The sequence below is a fragment of the Sphingopyxis sp. Geo25 genome, from assembly GCF_949769135.1.
Lineage (GTDB): Bacteria > Pseudomonadota > Alphaproteobacteria > Sphingomonadales > Sphingomonadaceae > Sphingopyxis.
On sequence record NZ_CATKOZ010000007.1, the window covers coordinates 67,616 to 86,825 of the forward strand.

A 19,210-nucleotide genomic window follows, 5' to 3' on the forward strand; every position below is an offset into this window, starting at 1 on the left:
CATGGGCAGGCTGGCAGGGAAGCGCGCCGTCATCATAGGCGCGGCATCGGCGGGCAATATGGCGCAGGTGACCGCGCGGTTGTTCGCGCGCGAGGGCGCGACGGTGATGGTCGCGGGGCGCAAGGCCGAACCGCTCGAAGCACTGGCGGCCGAGATCGGCGGCCATGCCGCGCTCTGCGACATCACCGACAAGGCTTCGGTCTTCGCGCTCGCCGATACGGCGAAGGCGAAGATGGGCGGGGTCGACATTGCGATGAATGCCAGCGGGTGGGGGCTGCTCAAGCCCTTGCTCGATGTCACCGAAGAAGAACTGGCCGCCATCGTCGCGTTGCAGTTCACCGGCGTGCATCATTTCCTGCAGGCGTTTGTCGGCGCGATGCTCGCCAACGATCCGAGCGGCGGCTCGATCATCCAGATCTCGTCGGCGACGACGCGCTCGCCGATCGGCAATCATGCGGCCTACATCGGCACCAAGGCGGGGTCGGAGGCGCTGATCCGCTGCGTCGCCAATGATTTCGGCGCCGCGGGGATCCGGGCGAATATCGTGTCGCCGGCGTTCACGGAATCGCCAATGACCGAGGGAGCGTTCGCGACGCCGGGGCTCGTCGACGCCTTCCTGCCGCGCTATCCGTTGGGGCGGCTCAACACGTCGCAAGATGTGGCGAACGCATGCCTCTGGCTGGCGAGCGACGAGGCTTTCGTTACGGGTGAGAATCTGCAGCCGAACGGGGGGCTGGCGCTGCGCGGGAATCCGCAGGAGGGCGATATTGCGGCGGCAGTCGGAGCCGCGATGGCAAAGCTGCAAGCACAATAAGACACTCCGTCATTGCGAGCGTAGCGAAGCAATCCAGAGTCCGCGTAAACCGTCCTGGATTGCTTCGCTACGCTCGCAATGACGAGTCTTGGGAGGCGGGCGTCAGCTTATCTGTCGCTCGCGGCCTTCCCAATAGGGCGCGCGCAGTTCGCGGCGTAAGATCTTCCCCGACGGATTGCGCGGCAGCCCGGGGATGAAGTCCACCGACTTCGGGCATTTATAGCCCGCAATTCGCTCGCGCGCCCAGCCGATGATGTCGGCGGCATCGGCGCTCGCACCTTCGCGCAGCACGACGCAGGCCTTCACCGCCTCGCCCCATTTGTCGTCGGGGACTCCGACGACGGCGACGTCGGCGACCGCGGGGTGGCCATAGATCGCATTCTCGACCTCGGCCGGATAGACATTCTCGCCGCCCGAGATGATCATGTCCTTCACCCGGTCGTGGAGGTAGAAATAGCCTTCCTCGTCGGTGTAGCCGGCGTCGCCGGTGCGCAGCCAGCCGTCCGCGTCGATCGTCTCCGCCGTCGCTTCGGGCCGTCCCCAATATTCGCGCATATTCGCTTGCGCGCGGATCGCGATCTCGCCGATTTCGCGCGGCGGGAGCGCGTTGCCGCAGGCGTCGATCACCCGCATCTCGACCCCGCGCAGCGGTTTGCCGACCGAGCGCATCCGCTCGTTGCCCGCCGGGTCATGATCTTCGGGCGGCAGCGCGGCGATCGTGCCCGACGTCTCGGTCATGCCGTACATCTGGACGAAGCCGCACTGGAAAACGTCGATGCACTGGCGGAGCAGGTCGAGCGGGATCGGCGAGGCGCCATAGGCGATGTGGCGCAGCCGCGAGAAATCGACGTCGCGCGCCCGCGGCTGATTGACGATGATCTGCATCGCCGCGGGCACCATGAAGATTTTGGAAATGCCATAGGCCTCGATCAGGTCGAGCACCCCGCCGGGATCGAACTCGCGCGTGATCACGCCCGTGGCGCCATTGGTCATTACGGTGATGCCGTATCCGGTGCCGCCGATATGGAAGCAGGGCATGGCGACGAGCCCGACGTCATCCTCTTCCCACCGCTCCCAATCGGCCTGCAGCGCCGGGTCGCGGTCGAGTTGCGAGCGCAGCACCGAGCCGTTGGTGAGTACCGCGCCCTTGGGCTTGCCGGTGGTGCCCGAGGTGTACATCTGGATCACCGCGTCGGTCTCGCCGCCCGGGATGTCGGGATCGGTGTCGGCGAAACTGCCCCGCCATCCGCGATAATCGGGAAAGCCGCTTGCCGCGCCCTCGGTCGCGACGACATGCGCGACGCCGGGGAAGGCGTCGCGGTTCGCGGCGACCAGTTCGGCGAATTCCGGTCCGACAAACAGGATACGCGCAGCGCAATTGTCGATGATCCATGCGATCTCGGGCACGGCGAGGCGCCAATTGACCGGCGTCATGACACCGCCGGCCTTGGCGACCGCCATCACGAGCTCGAAATAGATGTCGCTGTTCTTGCCGAGATAGGCAACGCGGTCGTCGGGTCTCAGACCGAGGGCGATCAGTCCGTTCGCGGCGCGGCTGCTGTTCGCATCGAAATCGGCGTAGCTCGTTGCGCGGCCCTCGAAGTGGAAGAGGATCCGGTCGGGACGCTCACGGGCGTTGGTCCGCGCGACGTCGGCGATCCGCTGAAAGGCTGGAACCTTCACTTAACTTCCTCTCCCCTGGTCAGGCGTGACCGAACGCCTGCCGGTAGAGACGGGAGTCGGCGGCGTAGAAATTGCAATGAAAACCCGACGGAACGCGGAACGGGACATGGATCGTCGCGACCGGCCCCGCCGCGATGTCGAGCGCGTCGAAGATCGCGAGTTCGCTGGTTGCGGCGCCTGCGCGGTGGACCAGCGTCATCGCATAGCCGTCGCCTTCTCCCGCGGCGCCGATCTTCGGCGCGAAAACCAGCTCGCCACACGAGGCGCCATTGCCGAAGTGATAGACGTCCTCCTGGCCGCTGATCGCGTCGAAGCGCAGCACCGCGTCCATCCCTTCCGCACGTCCGTCGCGGCTGTTCAAATTTATATTGGCAAAACTGTGGCGCGAGGCGCGCGTCATGAATCGGTCGTCGGGGCGCGGGAACTGGATGTCGCGGTCGTTGAGCGTCTCTTCCCTGATCCACGTCCCGTTGCCGTTCGTGCCCGGATCGATCGTCCAGCGGCGCAGGCTCTGCTGTGTGTCGCCATGCGTCCTTTTCGCGCCCGTCTCGTCAGGAAACAGCGCGGTGCCGTTCGCAGCGGCGACATCGGCGATGATCTTGCCGTCCTGTTCCCATACGTTGAGTTCGTGGAACATGTGGCGCGGCTCGTAGTCGAACCAACGAATGTCGCTCGCGGAACCCTCGCGCGGCATGATCGCGAATTTGGTCGGGCGGCCGTTGACCCACGCGGTCATCGGCCCGCCCTTCATGAAGCGGCCGAGGTCGGCGTCGATGGGGATGACCGGGAAAACCACCCAGTTCTCGGTCAGGAAGAACGTGTGCATCAACGCGTTGTGCGGCGTGTCGATGACCTCCGCCTTGCGCACGCTGCCGTCGACCGCGATCACGTCGTACCGCAATTGCGGCGGCCCCATCGGGCCATTGATCGCCATGCCGATGTTGACCAGCTCGCCGCTGTGATGATCGACCTTGGGGTGCGCGGAAAAAGTCGTGGTGATCGTCCCGCCATAATGTTCCTCGCCCAGCGTTTCGAGCGTGCGCGGGTCGAGCTCGACCGCCGGCGCGCCCTCCATCAGCGCCAGCAGCTTGCCGCCATGGACGATGATGTTGGTATTTGCAGTGTTGTAACGCTTGCCCGCGACCGACGGGTCGGCGGTCATCGGATTTCCGAACAGCCCGAACAGGCGCTTGCCTGCCGCCTTTTCCAGCTCGAACTTCTCGGTTCTGACCCAGCGGTTGAGCATCGACGCGCGGCCATCGGCGATATGAAAGGCATAGACCATGCCGTCGCCGTCGAACCAGTGATACTCGCCCTCGCGCGTCGGATAGAGCGGTTCGGGGCCGTTGCGATAGAAGACGCCGACCAGATCGGCAGGGATCTCGCCCTCGACGATCAGGTCGGGCGCGGTCGCCTCGAAGCGCACCGGCTGATGATGTCCCGACAGATAGGGATGGTCGAAAAAGGCCTGCGTCATCCTGGTTCCTCTGGTCTGTCCACCAAACAAGGGGCGGTGCAATGCGCCGCCCCTTGTTCCTGGTCCCCCTTTACGACCCCGCCGTGCCCTGGCGGGAACGTCCCATCGTCAGAACTTGAAGCCGAGTTCGACACCGTAAGTGCGCGGCTCGATGGAGCCGGAGAAGGTGAAGAGGCCGGCGACCGGCAGGGTGCTGCCGATGTCGCGCACATTGGTCAAATTGCGGCCAAAGACTGCGACGCTGATTTCTCCGCTGCCCGTCAGGAAGGTGTAGGACACCTGTCCCGACAGATTTTCGCGATCCTTGGTAAAGCAGCGGAAATCGTTGGTAACCGCGCCGAGGACGATCGGCCGGTTGGCGACGATGCAGGTGGCCACCTTGCTCTGGAAGCGGAGCAGCAGATTGGCGTCGAGACGTCCGGAGCCGATTTCCTTCGAATAATTGACGCCGGTCGAGAACTGATACTTCGGTGCGCGGCGCAGGGTCAGCGTCGACACGTCGTCGCCGACGTTATCGCCGTTCAGATCTTTCAGGAATGTTCCGTACCTGGCGTCGATGTAGCTGGCCGATGCCGTGAAGTTCAGCGATTCGGACGGCTGCATGATCAGTTCCAGCTCGGCGCCGGTGATCTTTGCCGATGCCGCATTTCCGACGACCGTCTCCTGCGGCTGGGCCGACCCCGGTGGCGAGGGCTGGACGACCTCTTCCTGCTTGTTGTCATATTTGGTGTGGAACAGTGCGATGTTGGTGCGCAGGGTGCGATCCAGCCAGTCGGCCTTCAAACCGACCTCGAACGCATCGACGGTCTCCGGGAAATAGGGGCCGAGCGAGGTCGGCGATGCGGCGCGTCCGTTGAAGCCGCCCGACCGGAAGCCGGTCGAGTAGGACCCATATATGATCTTGTTTTCGCCGACTTCGTAGGTCGCGTTGGCGCGCCAGGTGAATTTGCCGAACGATGCCTTGCCCGAACAATTGGTGGCAGGGCCGTAAGTCGGCAGCCCTGCCAGGGGCCCCGGTCCAAAGACGCCGGTCACGCTGACGCAGGACCGTCCGTCGAAATTCGGCTGGCTCAATTCGACCAGCCCCACGACCTGGCCGTAGTTGTTGAAGGTTTGCTTTCTGTCGCGGGTATAGCGACCGCCAACCGACAATTTGAAGCGGTCGGACAGCTTGAACTGGGCGTCGGCAAATCCGGCATAGGACCTCGCCTTATTGTCGGTGTAGGCGCGAAGTGTTGCGCCAGCGGCGCTTTGCGAGGGCACGGGTCCCAGACGCGTGAACTGGTCCAGCTGGTAGTTGCTGTTGTAATAGTAGCCGCCGACCAGAAGGTTAATCGCGTCGCCGAGCTCGGCCAGCACCCGCAGTTCCTGGCTGAACTGTTCGAATTGCTGGATGCGCCGGGTGGCGAAGAAATCCGCCGAACTGCCGTCGAAGTCCTGCGCGACATTCTCGTCATTGGTGCGATAGCCGGTCACCGAAAAGAGCGTGACATTGTCGCTTAGCGACCAGGTGATGTTGCCGGTCACCGCGTCGGTGTCGTTGGAGACGTCATGCGGCGCCAATTGATAGGTCGAATTGACGCCCCGATCGGGCAGCGCGAACCGGTTGCACTCGGCGACGGGCGAAAACCCGGGTGCGCCCGCGGCCAGGCAGATCAGGTCGAGGCTCGACGATGTCGGGATCGAAACCGTCTCGCCGCGCTCGCGCATATGTTCATAGGTTATCTCGGCCGAAAAGTCGCTGCTGGGTTCGATCAAAAGGGTCGCCCCGCCGGTCAGCGTTTCATATTTGCCATCGCGGCCGCCGGTGCTGAGGTTGCGGACAAAGCCGTCGGTCTTGTCATAAAAGCCGAACGCCTTGATCGCGATGAAATCTCCCAGCTTGCCGCTGTTGGCGACCAGCCGGGCACTTTTGGTGTCGAACCTGGCATAGGACAGGCGGCCCTTGACGCCGAAATCGTCGGTGGGCTTGGTGCGCTTCACCTCGATCACGCCGCCGATCGTGTTGCGGCCGAACAAGGTTCCTTGCGGACCGCGCAGGACCTGCAAGCTTTCGAGATCGAAACTGTCGAGCAGCTGGCCGGTGTTCGTGCCGATGAACACGCCATCGACGACGACGCCGACGGTCGGGTCGAAGCTTTTTTCGATGTCCTCGAACGAAATGCCGCGAATGGAGATCGCCGCCGCGCTCGGACCGGCCGACACGCTGTCGATCACCAGGCTCGGAACGCGTCCCGCGACATCGCGAATATCCTGCACCATGCCGGTATCCAGCGCCTTTTCGTCCAAGGCGGTAATCGCGACCGGGACGGACTGGGCGCTTTCTTGGCGCTTCTGTGCGGTGACGACGATTTCGCGGATCGCCCCGCCGCCGTCGTCCTGAACCGGTGCCTCCTGGGCAAAGGCCGGCGTGGCGATGGCAAGTGCAGCGAGCGACACAGTGGCATGGATGGCAGGCAGCGTTCGGGCATGCGTGGTCATCGTCGTTCCTCCCTCTCGCGCCGGCGCATAGGCTCGCCGGTCACGTTGAGGGCAAGGTCCGCTTTATGCCTCGATTCAACAATCATCAAAAATATCAGGCATGCCGTAGCGGCACGAAATGCGCTGATTTCCTTGCTTTCTATTGCCGCTGTGTCGCGCCGCCATCGACGAAGACGCCGTGACCCGACATGAAACGCGCCTCGTCGCTGGCCAGAAAGGCGGCGACGTCGGCGATGTCTTCCGGCTGTCCGAGCCGACCGAGCGCCGCCTTGTCGACCCACTTCTGCCGGAACTCGGGCATCGTGGTGAAGGCCGGGGCGGTCATCGGGGTCTCGATCGCGCCGGGCTGGATGCAATTGACCGTGATGCTATATGCGCCAACCTCGGCCGCGACCGACTTGGTCATGCCCAGCACGGCATGTTTCGATGCGCTATAGGCGGTCATGCCCGCTTCGCCGAAGCTCGACATCACCGATCCGATCAGGATGATCCGTCCGTGCGGCGATCGTTTGAGAAGGGGCAGAGCATCGCGCATCAGGCGAAACACCGCAGTGACATTGACCGCCATCATCTCGTCAAAATAGTCGTCGCTCGCGCCGTCGAGCATCTGCATGCCCGTAATCCCCGCACAGGCGACAACGATGTCAAGCCGCCCGAACCGAGCTTCGGTTTCGGCGACCAGCTTTGCGTTGATTCCGGGCGCCGTCACGTCGGCAAGGATGTCGACCTCGCCAGATCGGTCGGTGGTCAGGACGCGCGAGCCGTCGGCAGCGAGGCGGCGGGCGGCCGCGAGACCGATCCCCGATCCGGCGCCTGTGACGAGCGCAGCACGGCCATCGAGGCGCCCAGCCATCAGAGCGAGCTGCCGCCGTCGACGCGGAACTCGGCGCCGGTCGCGAACGCCGATTCGTCGGAGGCAAGATAGAGCACGATCGCCGAAATCTCTTCGGGCCTGCCGAGGCGGCCCACCGGGTGCGTCGTGACCCAGCTGTCGTAGAGCGCCTGGCCGTCCTCGACCTGCGCCATCACCTTTTCGAGGATCGGCGTGTGGATTGCGCCCGGATGCACTGAATTGCAGCGAATGCCATAACCCTTGCGCGCATAATGCAGCGCGACCGACTTGGTGAGATGCGTCACCGCGGCCTTGGCGGCGTTGTAAGCGGCGAGGTCGGCCTGCGCACGGACACCGCACATCGACGACATGTTGATCACCGAGCCACCATTGGCCTTCATCTGCGGAATCACATGCTTGCAGCCGAGGAAAACGCCATCGACGTCGACCGAAAATTCGTGCCGGAAAGCCTCGAGCGTCAGATCCTCGATCGAGCCATGCGTCGTGATCCCGGCATTGTTGACCAGGATGTCGATCCGGTCGCAGGTGGCCAGTGCGGCGAGCCATTCGGCCTCCTTCGACACGTCGAGCCTGACGAAGCGCTGGCCGAGCTCTGCGGCAAGCGCTTCGCCTGCCTCGACGTCGATATCGGCAATGACGACGCTCGCGCCCTCGGCGACGAAGCGGCGGACGATGTCGAGGCCCAGCCCCGACGCGCCGCCGGTCACGAATGCGATCTTGCCCGAAATGCGGCCTTGCCCTTCCATCCTGTCCTCCCTCTTTTGCGACGGCACTATCATGGCGCGGGCGAGGCGAGGGGACTATTTATTGCGCTAGGTGCGGCGGACGGCCGGTCGGGATCACATCGTGGTGGGACAGGAGAGGCGCCATGGAGGACAGCTGGGACTATATCATCGTCGGCGCGGGGTCCGCGGGCTGCGTGCTCGCCGAGCAATTGAGCGCCGACCCGGACATCCGCGTGCTGCTCCTCGAAGCGGGCGGCTCCAATGACAGCCGCTGGGTTACAATACCGAAGGGCGTCGCGAAGCTCGTCACCAATCCCGACCACATCTGGGCCTATGGTGTGTCACAGCCGCGTGGCGACGGCAGCGCACCCGGCGAGGTGTGGATTCGCGGCAAGGGGCTTGGCGGATCGTCGGCGATCAACGGCATGATCTGGAGCCGCGGCGAACCGGCCGACTATGACGAATGGGAAAAGCTCGGCTGCACCGGCTGGAACGGCGATGCGATGACTGATGCTTTCCGCAAGCTCGAAGATCATGGTCTCGGCGCCAGCGCGATGCGCGGCGCGGGAGGGCCGGTCAGGGTGGCGCCGAAAATCCACAGCTATCCGCTGGCCGAGACGATGGTGCAGGCGGGGGTCGAATTGGGGCTAAAGCCCGTCGACGATCTCAACGCATCGACGTCGGATCGCGTCGGCTTTTACGCGCATAACGTCCGGAGTGGGCGGCGCGAAAGCGCGGCGACGACCTTTCTCGTGCGGGCGAAGAAGCGGCCGAACCTGCGCGTCGTGACGCATGCGATGGCCGAGCGGCTGGTCATCGAGAGCGGCAGGGTCGTCGGGGTCGAGGCGAAGGTCGCGGGCCAGCCGCTGCGTTTCGACTGCGCCGGCGAAGTTATCGTCTCGGGGGGCGCCTTGGAAAGTCCGCTGCTGCTCCAGCGCTCGGGGATCGGGCCGGCCGAAGTGCTGCGGGCGGCAGGGGTCGATCCGGTCGTCGATGCTCCGGATGTCGGCGGGCGGATGCGCGAGCATCTGGGCTTTTCGATGCCGCATCGCCTGTCGCGCGATGTCGGCAGCAACCGCAGCTTCTTCGGCATCGGGCTGCTGCGCGCGATGGCCCAATATATGCTGACGCGCGGCGGGATCATGGCGACGGGGCCCTTCGAGGTCGGTGCCTTTCTGAACCTGACCAGCCGCGACGCGCGGCCCGACCTGCAACTCTATCTTGGCGGCTACACCTTCGCGCTCGGCGACGACAAGCATCCGGTGCCGCTCAGCAGCATCGACCGCAAGCCAGGCATGACCATCTATGGCCAGCTCCTCCGCCTGACGAGCGAGGGCAGTATCATGATCACCGGGCCGGGCAGCGACGCGCCTGCCGACATCAAGCCCAATTGGCTTTCGACGCGCGAGGACGAGCGCACTGCGATCGCCGCGGTGCATGCGATGCGCCGCTATATGGCGCAACCTGCGCTCGTCGGCCTCGTCGAGCGCGAACTGCTTCCCGGCGCGGCGGTGCAGACCGATGCCCAAATCCTCGCCGCCTTCCGCCGCCTGTCGACCTGCGGCCTCCACGGGGTCGGGACGTGCCGGATGGGCGGCGACAATCGGGCCGTCACTGACGCCCGCTTGCGCGTCAATGGCGTGCGTGGGCTTCGCGTCGTCGATTGTTCGGTAATGCCCTCGCCGGTGACAGGGAACACCAATGCCCCGGCCATGGCCTTGGCCTTGCGCGCCGGCGGGCTAATCCGCGAGGATCGGCGTAGATTGCGCGCGGTCGCCTAGGCGCTCTCGCGTTCCTTCAGCCAGCTGATCCCCCGGCGCAGCAGGTCGTAGAAGACCGGCAGATCCCACGCGCAACGGTCGACCGTCGGCCACCAGTCCATCATCGGCTGCAGGTCGTAATGGCCGCGGCAATGACCGAGCGTGAGGTAGAGCACCGCTCCCGCGCCATGCCGCTTGATGTAGAAGACCGGGTAGGTGCCCGGCGCATCCTCGGCCTCGACGAAACCCGTGCCCGGCCCGGTGCACTCGGTATCCATCAGCACGTGCAGGTCGCCGTGGGTTTCGAGGTGATAGAGCTCGTCGGTCGTCTCGAACGGCTCGATCCCCTTGGTGAGCTGGTGATCGGGATCGACGACGCGGACGGTATAGGGTTCGATCGCCGGGTGGCTGATGAACTGCGACCCCAGGAGGTCCATCATAAGCGGGGCCCAGCGCGGCGCATCCCACACGCCCGTGTCGAGCAGGCGGAGGATCGAGTTGGTGCCGTGGAGCGCATACCAGCGCCCGCCTTTCGCGAGCCAGCGCTTCAGCGCCTCCTGCGCGGGCAGCGACGGGGTAACATCGCAGGTGTAGGTGATGAGGATGTCGGCGCCCTCGATCGCCTCGATATTGTCGTAATTCTCGAACACGCGCGTGCGGACGCGTTGGTCCTCGGCGAGCAATTTGAGCAGCTCGAGCCGCGCGAAATCCATGTCGTGCCAGACGCCGCCGCAGATCAGCACGCAGTTGATGCGGGGTGGATGTTCGCTGTCGCTCATCGCCGATCCTCTCCTCCTGTTATGGCGCCATCATGCGAATGCCGTGCGCCGCCGTCACCTTGCTGTATTGATAGGTTCCCGAAGACCATGAAACTGGCAAGAGGGCAGGCGAGAGGAGAGGCGCGATGCATCAGAGGCTGGGCGGCAAGGTCGCTTTGGTCACCGGCGGGACGAGCGGGATCGGCGCGGCAACGGTCGAGCGGTTGGTCAAGGAGGGCGCGCAGGTCGTCTTCACCGGCTCGAATGTCGAAGCGGCAGCGCGCGTCGAAGGCCGGACCGGCGCCATCTTCCGGGCCCACCGCGTCGAAGATGCCTCGGCCTGGGATGCCCTGATGACCGAGATCGAGGCCGAATATGGCCGGCTCGACATCGCCTTCGCCAATGCCGGGACCGAGGCGGGCGATGCCAGCGTCGAGGACATCGGCATCGACGCCTGGAGTCATATCGTCGCGGTCAACCAGACCGGGGCGATGCTGACCGTCCAGCATGCGATCCGCGCGATGGCCAAGAACCCGCAAGGACCGACCGGATCGATCATCGTCAATTCATCCATGAACGCACACCGCGCGATGGGCAATTACGTCGCCTATTCGGTGACCAAGGCGGCGGTCGTCGCGCTCGTCAAATCGGCGGCGATCCACTGCGCGGGCAAGGGCTATAGAATCCGCGCCAATGCGATCCTTCCCGGTGTGGTCGAAACCGATATGATCCGCGGCGTCATAGATCGCTCGCCCGATCCCGCGGCAGCGCGTGCAGCGTTCGAGGGTATGGCGCCGATGAAGCGCATGGCGCAACTCGACGAAATCAGCGCGCTGGTCGCGTTCCTCGCGTCCGACGAGGCCGGGTTCATCTCGGGCGCCGATTATGTGATCGACGGCGCGACGACTGCGGGGATGATGGGGGTCTAAAGTCAAATCGCGCCGATTAACGCATTTAACAGTGCCGCTGTGGCGCATCGCCTTCCATATTTCCTCATCCATCCGCACAACGCGGGCGACGGTACAAGGAGGGCGGGATGGCCTTTTCAGGTTCGCTGGAAGATCGGATTGCCCTTCGCGAGTTGCTCGACAGCTATGCCGACGCGGTTTGTCGTCACGACGCGGATGCTTGGGCAGCAACCTGGGCTGAAGGTTGCGAATGGGAACTCGAAGGCTTCGGGACTTTTCGCGGCAAGGCTCTGGTCGTCGAAACCTGGCGCGCGGCGATGAAGGGGTTTCCCGGTATCATATTCCAGGCCTGGCCTGGCGAGATGATCGTTGAAGGCGATCGCGCTACGATGCGATCCTACACCGCCGAAACCTACTCCCGCGACGGACATACCCAGAGCGATCTTGGCGAATATACGGATACTTGCTCAAAGATCGAAGGACGCTGGTATTTTGTCTGCCGCCGCTTTCGCGCGCTGCATCGGCAGCGGGTCGCGCAATGAGCCGTCCGTTCCGGCGTATATTTCGGAAATCATGAAAGGGTCTGCCATGAAGATCATCGTCGAAGCAAAGGTCGATATCGACGCGGCGCGCCGAGCCGAGGCATTGGACGGGGCTCGGCCATGGATCGAAGGGGCTCAGGCTCAGGCCGGTTGCCTGGGCTATTTCTGGACCGCCGACCCGCACCATCCCGCGCGCGTTCATGTGTTTGAAGAATGGGAAAGCGCCGATGCGTTGGCCACGCACCTTGCCGGCCCGCAATATCGCGGCATGCTCGACCATATCTCGCAATTCGGCATCACCAACGCGGTTAGCCGCAAATTTGCGGTTGAGCGGGAGGGTGCTGTCTATAACGCCGCAGGCGTTGCCAGCGCTGAGTTCGAGTCTTCACCCTGAGCATGATTGCCGGAATTTCCGCCAGACTGGCTTTGCTTTTCGGTTCCGGAGGATATTCATCGTCCTCTAGCCTTTAGATCGCGAGATCCGCCGGGCGCTGTCGGCCATTGCCACTAGCAGATCGCGGCGCTGAGCGAATTGCCGATCGGGTCACCGCCCGCAACCGCGTTGCGAGCATCCATCGGCAGCGCGGTCGCAGCGAAAGGCACAGACTCCGGCAAGCAGCTTGAATGATATGCGTCCGCTTATCTTGGCGCAGATACAAAAGCAGCCCTTGAGTGAGAATCTCCACCCGCGATTTTCCGCATTTTGTCGCCGGCGCGCGCGGACCGTTGATCGGAGCGGTGTCGGGATCAGCCCGCACCGCCGGCTGTCATCCGACGCGGCGGCCTTGCACATTGGCGATTATCCCGACTTTTGGCCCGGTATCTGCTCGTCGCCGACCTGGAGGCCGCGAGCCCATTTCGGTCCATATATAAGGGAAATCATATAGAGCAGACATGCATTATTATTATTCAGATAGGTGATGGCGCGTCATTTTCTGTCTCTGGGGTAGCTGCGGGGCGATTGTCCGGCAAAAAAGAGGGGGCTGGGAAATGAAGGGGATTTCGCGCAAGAGCCGGATGGCGGTGTTGATGGGGGCGGTGTCCGCGTTGATCGTGCCCGAACTCGCATTCGCGCAGGATGCGTCGGCTTCGGACAGCGGCGGGCTTGATGAAATCATCGTCACGGCCCGCAAGCGTGAAGAGAATTTGCAGACCGCGCCGCTTTCGGTTGCGGCGTTCAGCGGCGAGGCGCTCGAAAAATCGGGGATCGACGAGTTTTCGGAGATCGCCAGCCGCGTCCCGGGCTTTACCTTCAACCCCGATAACGTGTCCGAACCGAATATCTTCCTGCGCGGGATCGGGACCGACATCGAAAGCGCCGCGTCGAACCCGGCGATCGGCTTCTTCCTCAACGACGTTTATCTGTCGCGCGCGCAGGGCACCGCGATCGAACTGTTCGACCTCGAACGCGTCGAGATCGTGCGCGGACCGCAAGGCACGCTCTATGGCAAGAATGTCGTCGGCGGCGCGATCAACTTCATCACGCGCAAGCCGACCGATGAATTCCGCGCTGGCGCCGAGGCCGGGATCGGCAATTACGGCAGCTTCGACGTCAAGGCGAATGTCGCCGGCGGTCTGGCGGAAGGTCTGTCGGGGAGCATCGCGGCGAGCGCCCGGCATCATGACGGCTATGCCCGCAACACGTTCACCGGCAACGATGTCGAGGATCTCGATGCCTATGGCGTGATGGCGCAGCTTCGCTACCAGCCGGGCGACGGGCTCGACATCCTGCTGACCGGCGACCTGACCCGGCGGCGCGGCGGCGGCAAGTGGGTCGATATCCAGATCCCGTCGGACCATAATATCCCGTTCGTGAATGCCGAGCGACGGCGCGGGCCAAACAACATCGATGGCAAGCAGGACGCCGACCTTGGCGGCGTACACCTCAGCGTCAATTACGATACGGGCGTCGGCACGCTGACCTCGGTGACGGCGTGGCGCGAGGGCCAGTTCGCGTCGCTGAACAACGATGCAGGCAGCTTCATCGACTTCACGAAGATGATTTACGGACCCGACGGCCGCATCGATTTCGGCGCGATCGACCATTCGCTGTTCAACGATGATTACTATATCAACGACAAGGATGAGACCGCGAAGAGCTTCTCGCAGGACATCCGTTTCCGCTCGGACTTCGACGGGCCGTTCAACCTCCTCGCCGGCCTTTTCTACCAGCATGAGACGGTCGATCGCACCGAGATCGCCGATTATATTTTCGTCGAATTCTATGCGCAGGGGAAGGAGATCGCGGAGACGCGGCTCAAAAGCGACACCTGGGCGGCCTTCGTCGAGGGCACGTTCGACATCACCGACACGCTCGCCGTGACCGCGGGGATCCGCTACACCAAGGACAAGAAACGCTTTTCGGTCTATCGCGAGACGATCGGCGATTTCCTCGGTGCCGAATTCGAGGACGAAAACGGCAATTTCACCCGCGCCTTTTCCGCTTCCGACAGGCGGAGCTGGGACGCATGGACGCCGAGCCTCAATCTGCACTGGCAGCCCGCCAAGGACGTCTATCTCTATGGCCTCGTGTCGAAGGGCTACAAGTCGGGCGGCTGGAACGGCGAGAATGCGACCAACCCGGGCGAGGCGCGCGTCGCCTACAACCCCGAATATGCGTGGAACTATGAAATCGGCGCCAAGACGACCTGGCTCGACAACCGGCTGCGCTTCAACATCACCGGCTTCTGGACCGAATATGAGGATCTGCAGACGCAGCAGTTCGTGATCTTCGATCCGAACCTGCCTGCCGATAACGTCATCTCGAACGCCGGCAAGGCGCGGGTGAAAGGCATCGAGATCGAAACCGCGCTCGCCCCCGTTCGCGGACTGACGCTGTTCGCCAACTACACATACATGGACGCGAAGATCACCGGCGACCTGATCAGCACCGAACTCCAGTACGATCCGAGCTGCTTCTGCTCGGTCCCGGTGCCGACGAACCTCAAGGGGAATGTCCTGCGCCGATCGCCCGAAAATTCGTTCAGCATCGGCGGCGACGTCACGGTGCCGGTGAGCAGCCGGCTCAACGCCTTCGTCCGCGCCGACTACAACTGGACCGACGATTTCTTCTTCGACAACGAGAACAGCCCGCGCACGTTGCAGAAGTCGGTCGGGGTACTCAACGGATCGATCGGTGTCGCGACCGAGGACGACAAATGGGAATTCCGCGTCTGGGCAAAGAACCTGACCAACGAGCTGTATGAAGCGGGCAAGAGCGACGTGATCGGGTCGGTGCTCGTCTCGTACAATCCGCCGCGCACTTATGGCGCGACGCTCCGCTGGAAATATTGACGCCGCAAGCGGGGCGAGCGGCGATGCGTATCGGGCTGATCGGCTTCGGGTTCATCGGGGCCGAACTCTACCGGCGCATCGCCGCTGAAGGCGGGCCGGGCGAGATCGTCTTTGTTCACAGCCGATCGCGCGAGCGGCTGGCGGGCTTGCCCCGCGAACTGATCCTCGACGATCTGTCGAAGGCGGCAGAGTCCGCACCCGATCTGATCGTCGAGATTGCAGGTCCGGAGATCAGCCACCGCCACGGCGAGATATTTCTGGGCTTCGCGCATTATATGCCGCTGTCGCTGACCGCGCTCGCCGACGACGGGCTGCGTGAACGGCTGACCGCGGCCGCCGCGGGGTCGGGGCGCTCGCTGCTGGTCGCGCATGGTGCGCTCGTCGGGCTCGACAGTCTCGTCGAATGGCGCGCAATGTGGGACGAGGTCGCGATCAGCTTCCGGAAGCCGCCCGCGAGCCTGGGGGTTTCGGGCGCCGATGCCTTGCGGGAGGGCATCCTGTTCGACGGCAGCGTCCGCGACATCGCGGCGCGCTATCCGCATAATGTCAACGCCATGGTCGCCTGCGCGCTCGCGACGGTCGGGCTCGACCGCTGCCGCGCGCGGCTGATCGCCGATCCGGCGATCGACCATCTCGAACTTGCGGTCGAGGCGCGCGGGAGCGACGGGTCGAGCCTTGCGATCCGCCGCCGTCAGCCCGCGCGCGGCGTGTCGGGTAGCGAAATGGCGGCGGCAGTGCATGCTTCGGTGCGCCGTATCGTCGGTGCTTCGGGTGCGATGGCGTTCGTATGAGACCGGGCGAAGCCGTTCCGATCCAGCCAGTCATCGACGGGTTGGGCTTTACGGCTTTCCATGTGCGCGTGCTCGCGCTGGTTGCCGGGGTGATCCTGCTCGACGGCTTCGACATTCAGCTCGCGGCTTTCGCTGCCCCGGCGATCCTCGCCGACTGGCAGATCGGATCGGCGGCGCTCGCGCCAGTGATGGCGGCGTCGCTGCTCGGCATGGCGGTTGGGACAAGCGTCGGCGGGCGGATCGGCGACCGCTATGGGCGCCGCGCGGCGCTGATCGGCGCCGCCTTCTGGTTCGGCGTTACCGCGATGCTGACCGCGCTCTGCCGCGATGTGACGAGCTTCTCCGTCTTGCGCTTCATCACCGGCCTCGGCCTCGGGGCGGCGGTACCGAACGCGACGGCGCTCGTGGCCGAATGGATGCCCGAAAGGTCGCGCAACTACGCGCTCACCGTGATCTCGGTCGGCGTGCCGTGCGGCGGAATCGTCGGCGCCGCGCTCGCTTCATGGCTGATCCCCGCTTACGGCTGGCCGGCCGCCTTTCTGGTCGGGGGCGGCCTGCCGTTGCTGCTCGGTCTCGTCATGATCGGGGCGCTACCCGAATCGCCGATCCTGCTCGCGCGGCGCGGCGATGCCGACGACCGGATCGCACAGCTTGTCGCGCAGGCAGGCGGCACGGCGACCGGGCCCTTCGCACCGCCGCCGGTCGTCGCGCAGGGCGGACATGTCTTCGCGCCGTCGCTTCGGCGTTCGACGATCGGCATGAGTCTCGCCTTTTTCGCGGCGTTGATGGCGGTCTATGCGCTGCTGAGCTGGGTGCCGGTGCTGCTGACGGGCGCCGGCTTTAAAATGGCGAGCGCGATCCGCGGGGCGATGATCCTGAACCTGTCGGGGGTCGCGACGTCATTCGCACTGACCTGGCTGATGCTGCGTATCGGATCGCGGCGCACGATGATCGGCACGATTTGCGGCGGCCTGGTGGCGCTCGCGGTGTGGGCGGCTTTACTCTCGATGCCCGGCGTTCCGCAGGCAGCGATCCTGATCGGCGTCGCGCTGGCGGGGGCTGGCGTCCTGTCGTTGCAGGTGCTGCTGCTCACTCTGTCGGCGCACGTGTTTCCGGTTGAGTGCCGATCGGCGGGGATCGGCTATTCGATCAGCGTCGGGCGGCTCGGCGCGATCGCGAGCGCATTCGGCGCCGGGCTATTGCTCGCGCGGCCGAATGGCGTGCTGCTCTTCTTCGCGCTGGTCGCCACGGCGCTGCTGGTGCTGGCGGCCGCGATGCTGCTCGTCGACCGCCACCTGCCGCCGCGCGGCTAGGGTCCTGACCTTAATCGCGCGGCGGCCAGGGTTTCGCGGGCGCCTTGAACGACGGCTTGCCGAGCAGCGGCGATGTCAGCGCATAGAAGCCGTGATTGGTGAACGCCCACAGTATGTTGCGGTCATATTCGGCGAAGATGCCATAGGTCAGATTGCCTTGCGACTGGCCGCCGGTTTCTGCCTCGGTCGGAAAGCGCGGGACGAAATAGCCCGCGATCGCCGGCTTGGTCGGATCCTTGACGTCGAAGATCTGCACTCCGCCATTGTAGAAGGCATAGGCGACGATGCCGTCGCGGAAGCGTCCTGGTTGGGTGAGGTAGCCCGAACGTTTCGGGCCGAAGCTGCCGCGCCGCTGGCAGAAGTCGGTAAAGGCGGCATCGGCGGGGGGTGTCGGGCGCGGGAATTTCGTCACGATCTTGAGGTCCGCCGGATTGCGCGCGTCGATGACGAGGATATCCTTGTACGGCTCATAGCATTCGTCGTTCATGGGATAGCCGTTGGTGAAGATATAGCCCGTGCGCTCATATTGGCTGAGGTCGACATTATCGAATTCGGTCCCGGCGAACTTCGGCACCTGATTCACATGGCCGACGATCCGGATGTTCGCCGGATCGCTGATGTCGAGCGAATAGAGGCCGAGGCCCGCCATCGCGCCGAAGGCGATCCGGCCGCCCTCGTCGGGCGCCTTGGTCATGAAGGGCGGCATTCGCGACCCGAACCACGAGGTGCGGTTGCCCGCGCGCGGGTTCATCAGATAGGCCGCCTCATGCTCTGCGTCGCCAAGGATCTGACCCGGTCCCGCGAACTGGCTGACGAATTTGGGATTCGCGGGGTCGCTCATATCCCACACCTGATAACCCGGCGTGTAGATATAGTCGGCGAACTCGGTCAGCATGAAGCGGTCGTCGGGGGCGGTCGACAGGAACATATATTTGCCGCCCGTCCATGCCGGAATGTCGAGCGCGCCCGATCCCTGTTGCTGTCCCGGCGGCGCGTCCGGATGACGATAATCGGTCGTCCGCTCGGCAACGAGCTTCCACTGGTCGGGCAGCGGGCCGTCCATTACATAGACGCGAAAGCCCTTGAGGCCTTTCCAGCGCTTCAGCGTTTCGACACCCTCGGGTTCGAGATATTTCTCGTCCATGATGCCATAGCGCGGCACTTCGAACGCCTGCACCATCACATATTTGCCGAGCCCCTTGTGCCACGAAATGTTGGCGGCGCCGAAACCCTCGCCCTTGCCATAGGGGTTGACGATGTCGGGCTTGCCATAGGCGCCGATACGCTGGCCGCGACGATAGACGAGCTTCGCCTTGCGCGGGTCGGTGATATCGAACACCCCCATGCCCGCCCGATAATAGGTGTACATGTAGCGCTTACCGCCGAAATCGGCGATCGACTGCCAGGTGTGGCCGGTCGACGGAATGAAGTTGTAGAACGCCAGTACCTCGACGTTCTTCGCATAGCTTTTCTGGTCCCAGTAACCGAGCTGGCCCGGGAAATTCGGTGCCTGCCGGACGAGCGGCGTCGCTTTGGGATGTGTGAAGCGACCCGTCGCGGGGTCCATGCCATAATCCTTGCCGGGCACCGGCGGCGCGGGCTTGCGATTGTAGGTTAGGTTCCACCACGCGCGGATATCTGGATCAGGAATGTCGCTTTCTTGTGCCGTGAGCGGGGGCTCCTTGGCCGTGCTTTCCGGCGGTTCCCCGGCAAAAGCGGGCAGCGCCATGCTCGCCATCGCGAGCGCAAGGGCGCACGCGGCGCCAGCATAGTTGTTCACCCTGTCGCGCATGGAGACCTCCCGAGCCATA

The 19,210-nt window shown here is 64.2% G+C and carries 15 protein-coding genes; 8 read left to right on the forward strand and 7 right to left on the reverse strand.

Annotation, left to right across the window (positions count from 1 at the left end):
• Window position 1 precedes the first annotated feature (1 nt).
• Entirely contained in the window at window positions 2-814 is an 813-nt protein-coding gene (locus tag QOL68_RS16110) for an SDR family NAD(P)-dependent oxidoreductase (protein ID WP_282950077.1), read from the forward strand.
• 102 nt (window positions 815-916) lie between these two features.
• Here the strand turns inward: QOL68_RS16110 and QOL68_RS16115 are convergent, their stop codons facing one another.
• The 5 genes from QOL68_RS16115 to QOL68_RS16135 form a co-directional block, all read right to left on the reverse strand.
• Window positions 917-2,497: a fatty acid--CoA ligase gene (locus QOL68_RS16115; protein ID WP_282950078.1), complete on the reverse strand. Its 1,581-nt coding sequence runs from the start codon at window positions 2,495-2,497 to the stop codon at window positions 917-919.
• A gap of 19 nt (window positions 2,498-2,516) precedes the next feature.
• Window positions 2,517-3,974, reverse strand: a complete 1,458-nt coding sequence (locus tag QOL68_RS16120; RefSeq protein ID WP_282950079.1) for a carotenoid oxygenase family protein — start codon at window positions 3,972-3,974, stop codon at window positions 2,517-2,519.
• Window positions 3,975-4,082: 108 nt separating this feature from the next.
• A complete protein-coding gene (locus tag QOL68_RS16125; RefSeq protein ID WP_282950080.1) occupies window positions 4,083-6,455 on the reverse strand; it encodes a TonB-dependent receptor in 2,373 nt (790 codons plus the stop codon).
• A 139-nt stretch (window positions 6,456-6,594) separates the two neighbouring features.
• Window positions 6,595-7,308, reverse strand: coding sequence for an SDR family NAD(P)-dependent oxidoreductase (locus QOL68_RS16130; protein WP_282950081.1), 714 nt, complete (start codon window positions 7,306-7,308; stop codon window positions 6,595-6,597).
• A complete protein-coding gene (locus QOL68_RS16135) occupies window positions 7,308-8,054 on the reverse strand; it encodes a glucose 1-dehydrogenase (RefSeq protein WP_282950082.1) in 747 nt (248 codons plus the stop codon). The genes QOL68_RS16130 and QOL68_RS16135 overlap by 1 nt, the downstream gene beginning before the upstream one ends.
• A 122-nt stretch (window positions 8,055-8,176) precedes the next feature.
• Between QOL68_RS16135 and QOL68_RS16140 the strand changes: the two genes are divergently transcribed.
• Entirely contained in the window at window positions 8,177-9,814 is a 1,638-nt protein-coding gene (locus QOL68_RS16140) for a GMC family oxidoreductase (protein ID WP_282950083.1), read from the forward strand.
• Here the strand turns inward: QOL68_RS16140 and QOL68_RS16145 are convergent.
• On the reverse strand, window positions 9,811-10,572 hold the full coding sequence (locus QOL68_RS16145; RefSeq protein WP_282950084.1) for a ThuA domain-containing protein: 762 nt from the start codon (window positions 10,570-10,572) through the stop codon (window positions 9,811-9,813). The two genes, QOL68_RS16140 and QOL68_RS16145, sit on opposite strands and share 4 nt — an antisense overlap.
• Window positions 10,573-10,697: 125 nt before the next feature.
• Between QOL68_RS16145 and QOL68_RS16150 the strand changes: the two genes are divergently transcribed.
• From QOL68_RS16150 to QOL68_RS16175, 6 genes are all read left to right on the forward strand, one after another.
• Window positions 10,698-11,480: an SDR family NAD(P)-dependent oxidoreductase gene (locus QOL68_RS16150; protein WP_282950085.1), complete on the forward strand. Its 783-nt coding sequence runs from the start codon at window positions 10,698-10,700 to the stop codon at window positions 11,478-11,480.
• A 107-nt stretch (window positions 11,481-11,587) separates the two neighbouring features.
• On the forward strand, window positions 11,588-12,001 hold the full coding sequence (locus QOL68_RS16155; protein WP_282950086.1) for a nuclear transport factor 2 family protein: 414 nt from the start codon (window positions 11,588-11,590) through the stop codon (window positions 11,999-12,001).
• A 46-nt stretch (window positions 12,002-12,047) separates the two neighbouring features.
• On the forward strand, window positions 12,048-12,395 hold the full coding sequence (locus QOL68_RS16160; protein WP_282950087.1) for a putative quinol monooxygenase: 348 nt from the start codon (window positions 12,048-12,050) through the stop codon (window positions 12,393-12,395).
• Window positions 12,396-12,991: 596 nt separating this feature from the next.
• On the forward strand, window positions 12,992-15,295 hold the full coding sequence (locus QOL68_RS16165) for a TonB-dependent receptor (RefSeq protein WP_282950088.1): 2,304 nt from the start codon (window positions 12,992-12,994) through the stop codon (window positions 15,293-15,295).
• A 23-nt stretch (window positions 15,296-15,318) separates the two neighbouring features.
• Window positions 15,319-16,086, forward strand: coding sequence for an aspartate dehydrogenase domain-containing protein (locus QOL68_RS16170; RefSeq protein WP_282950089.1), 768 nt, complete (start codon window positions 15,319-15,321; stop codon window positions 16,084-16,086).
• Complete coding sequence (locus QOL68_RS16175; protein WP_282950090.1) at window positions 16,083-17,399, forward strand: MFS transporter; 1,317 nt, start codon at window positions 16,083-16,085, stop codon at window positions 17,397-17,399. Before QOL68_RS16170 ends, QOL68_RS16175 begins: the two co-directional genes overlap by 4 nt.
• Window positions 17,400-17,409: 10 nt before the next feature.
• Here QOL68_RS16175 and QOL68_RS16180 read toward each other — a convergent pair whose 3' ends face one another.
• The gene (locus tag QOL68_RS16180) at window positions 17,410-19,191 is read right to left on the reverse strand and encodes an LVIVD repeat-containing protein (protein ID WP_282950091.1); all 1,782 of its coding nucleotides are present in this window, start codon (window positions 19,189-19,191) and stop codon (window positions 17,410-17,412) included.
• Between the last annotated feature and the right edge of the window lie 19 nt (window positions 19,192-19,210).

Excerpts from the sequence above, each read along its gene's own strand:
- QOL68_RS16110 (WP_282950077.1), top strand. The coding sequence starts at position 2 with ATGGGCAGGCTGGCAGGGAAGCGCGCCGTCATCATAGGCGCGGCATCG.
- QOL68_RS16120 (WP_282950079.1), bottom strand. The coding sequence starts at position 3,974 with ATGACGCAGGCCTTTTTCGACCATCCCTATCTGTCGGGACATCATCAG.
- QOL68_RS16125 (WP_282950080.1), bottom strand. The coding sequence starts at position 6,455 with ATGACCACGCATGCCCGAACGCTGCCTGCCATCCATGCCACTGTGTCG.
- QOL68_RS16130 (WP_282950081.1), bottom strand. The coding sequence starts at position 7,308 with ATGGCTGGGCGCCTCGATGGCCGTGCTGCGCTCGTCACAGGCGCCGGA.
- QOL68_RS16135 (WP_282950082.1), bottom strand. The coding sequence starts at position 8,054 with ATGGAAGGGCAAGGCCGCATTTCGGGCAAGATCGCATTCGTGACCGGC.
- QOL68_RS16140 (WP_282950083.1), top strand. The coding sequence starts at position 8,177 with ATGGAGGACAGCTGGGACTATATCATCGTCGGCGCGGGGTCCGCGGGC.
- QOL68_RS16145 (WP_282950084.1), bottom strand. The coding sequence starts at position 10,572 with ATGAGCGACAGCGAACATCCACCCCGCATCAACTGCGTGCTGATCTGC.
- QOL68_RS16150 (WP_282950085.1), top strand. The coding sequence starts at position 10,698 with ATGCATCAGAGGCTGGGCGGCAAGGTCGCTTTGGTCACCGGCGGGACG.
- QOL68_RS16155 (WP_282950086.1), top strand. The coding sequence starts at position 11,588 with ATGGCCTTTTCAGGTTCGCTGGAAGATCGGATTGCCCTTCGCGAGTTG.
- QOL68_RS16160 (WP_282950087.1), top strand. The coding sequence starts at position 12,048 with ATGAAGATCATCGTCGAAGCAAAGGTCGATATCGACGCGGCGCGCCGA.
- QOL68_RS16165 (WP_282950088.1), top strand. The coding sequence starts at position 12,992 with ATGAAGGGGATTTCGCGCAAGAGCCGGATGGCGGTGTTGATGGGGGCG.
- QOL68_RS16170 (WP_282950089.1), top strand. The coding sequence starts at position 15,319 with ATGCGTATCGGGCTGATCGGCTTCGGGTTCATCGGGGCCGAACTCTAC.
- QOL68_RS16175 (WP_282950090.1), top strand. The coding sequence starts at position 16,083 with ATGAGACCGGGCGAAGCCGTTCCGATCCAGCCAGTCATCGACGGGTTG.
- QOL68_RS16180 (WP_282950091.1), bottom strand. The coding sequence starts at position 19,191 with ATGCGCGACAGGGTGAACAACTATGCTGGCGCCGCGTGCGCCCTTGCG.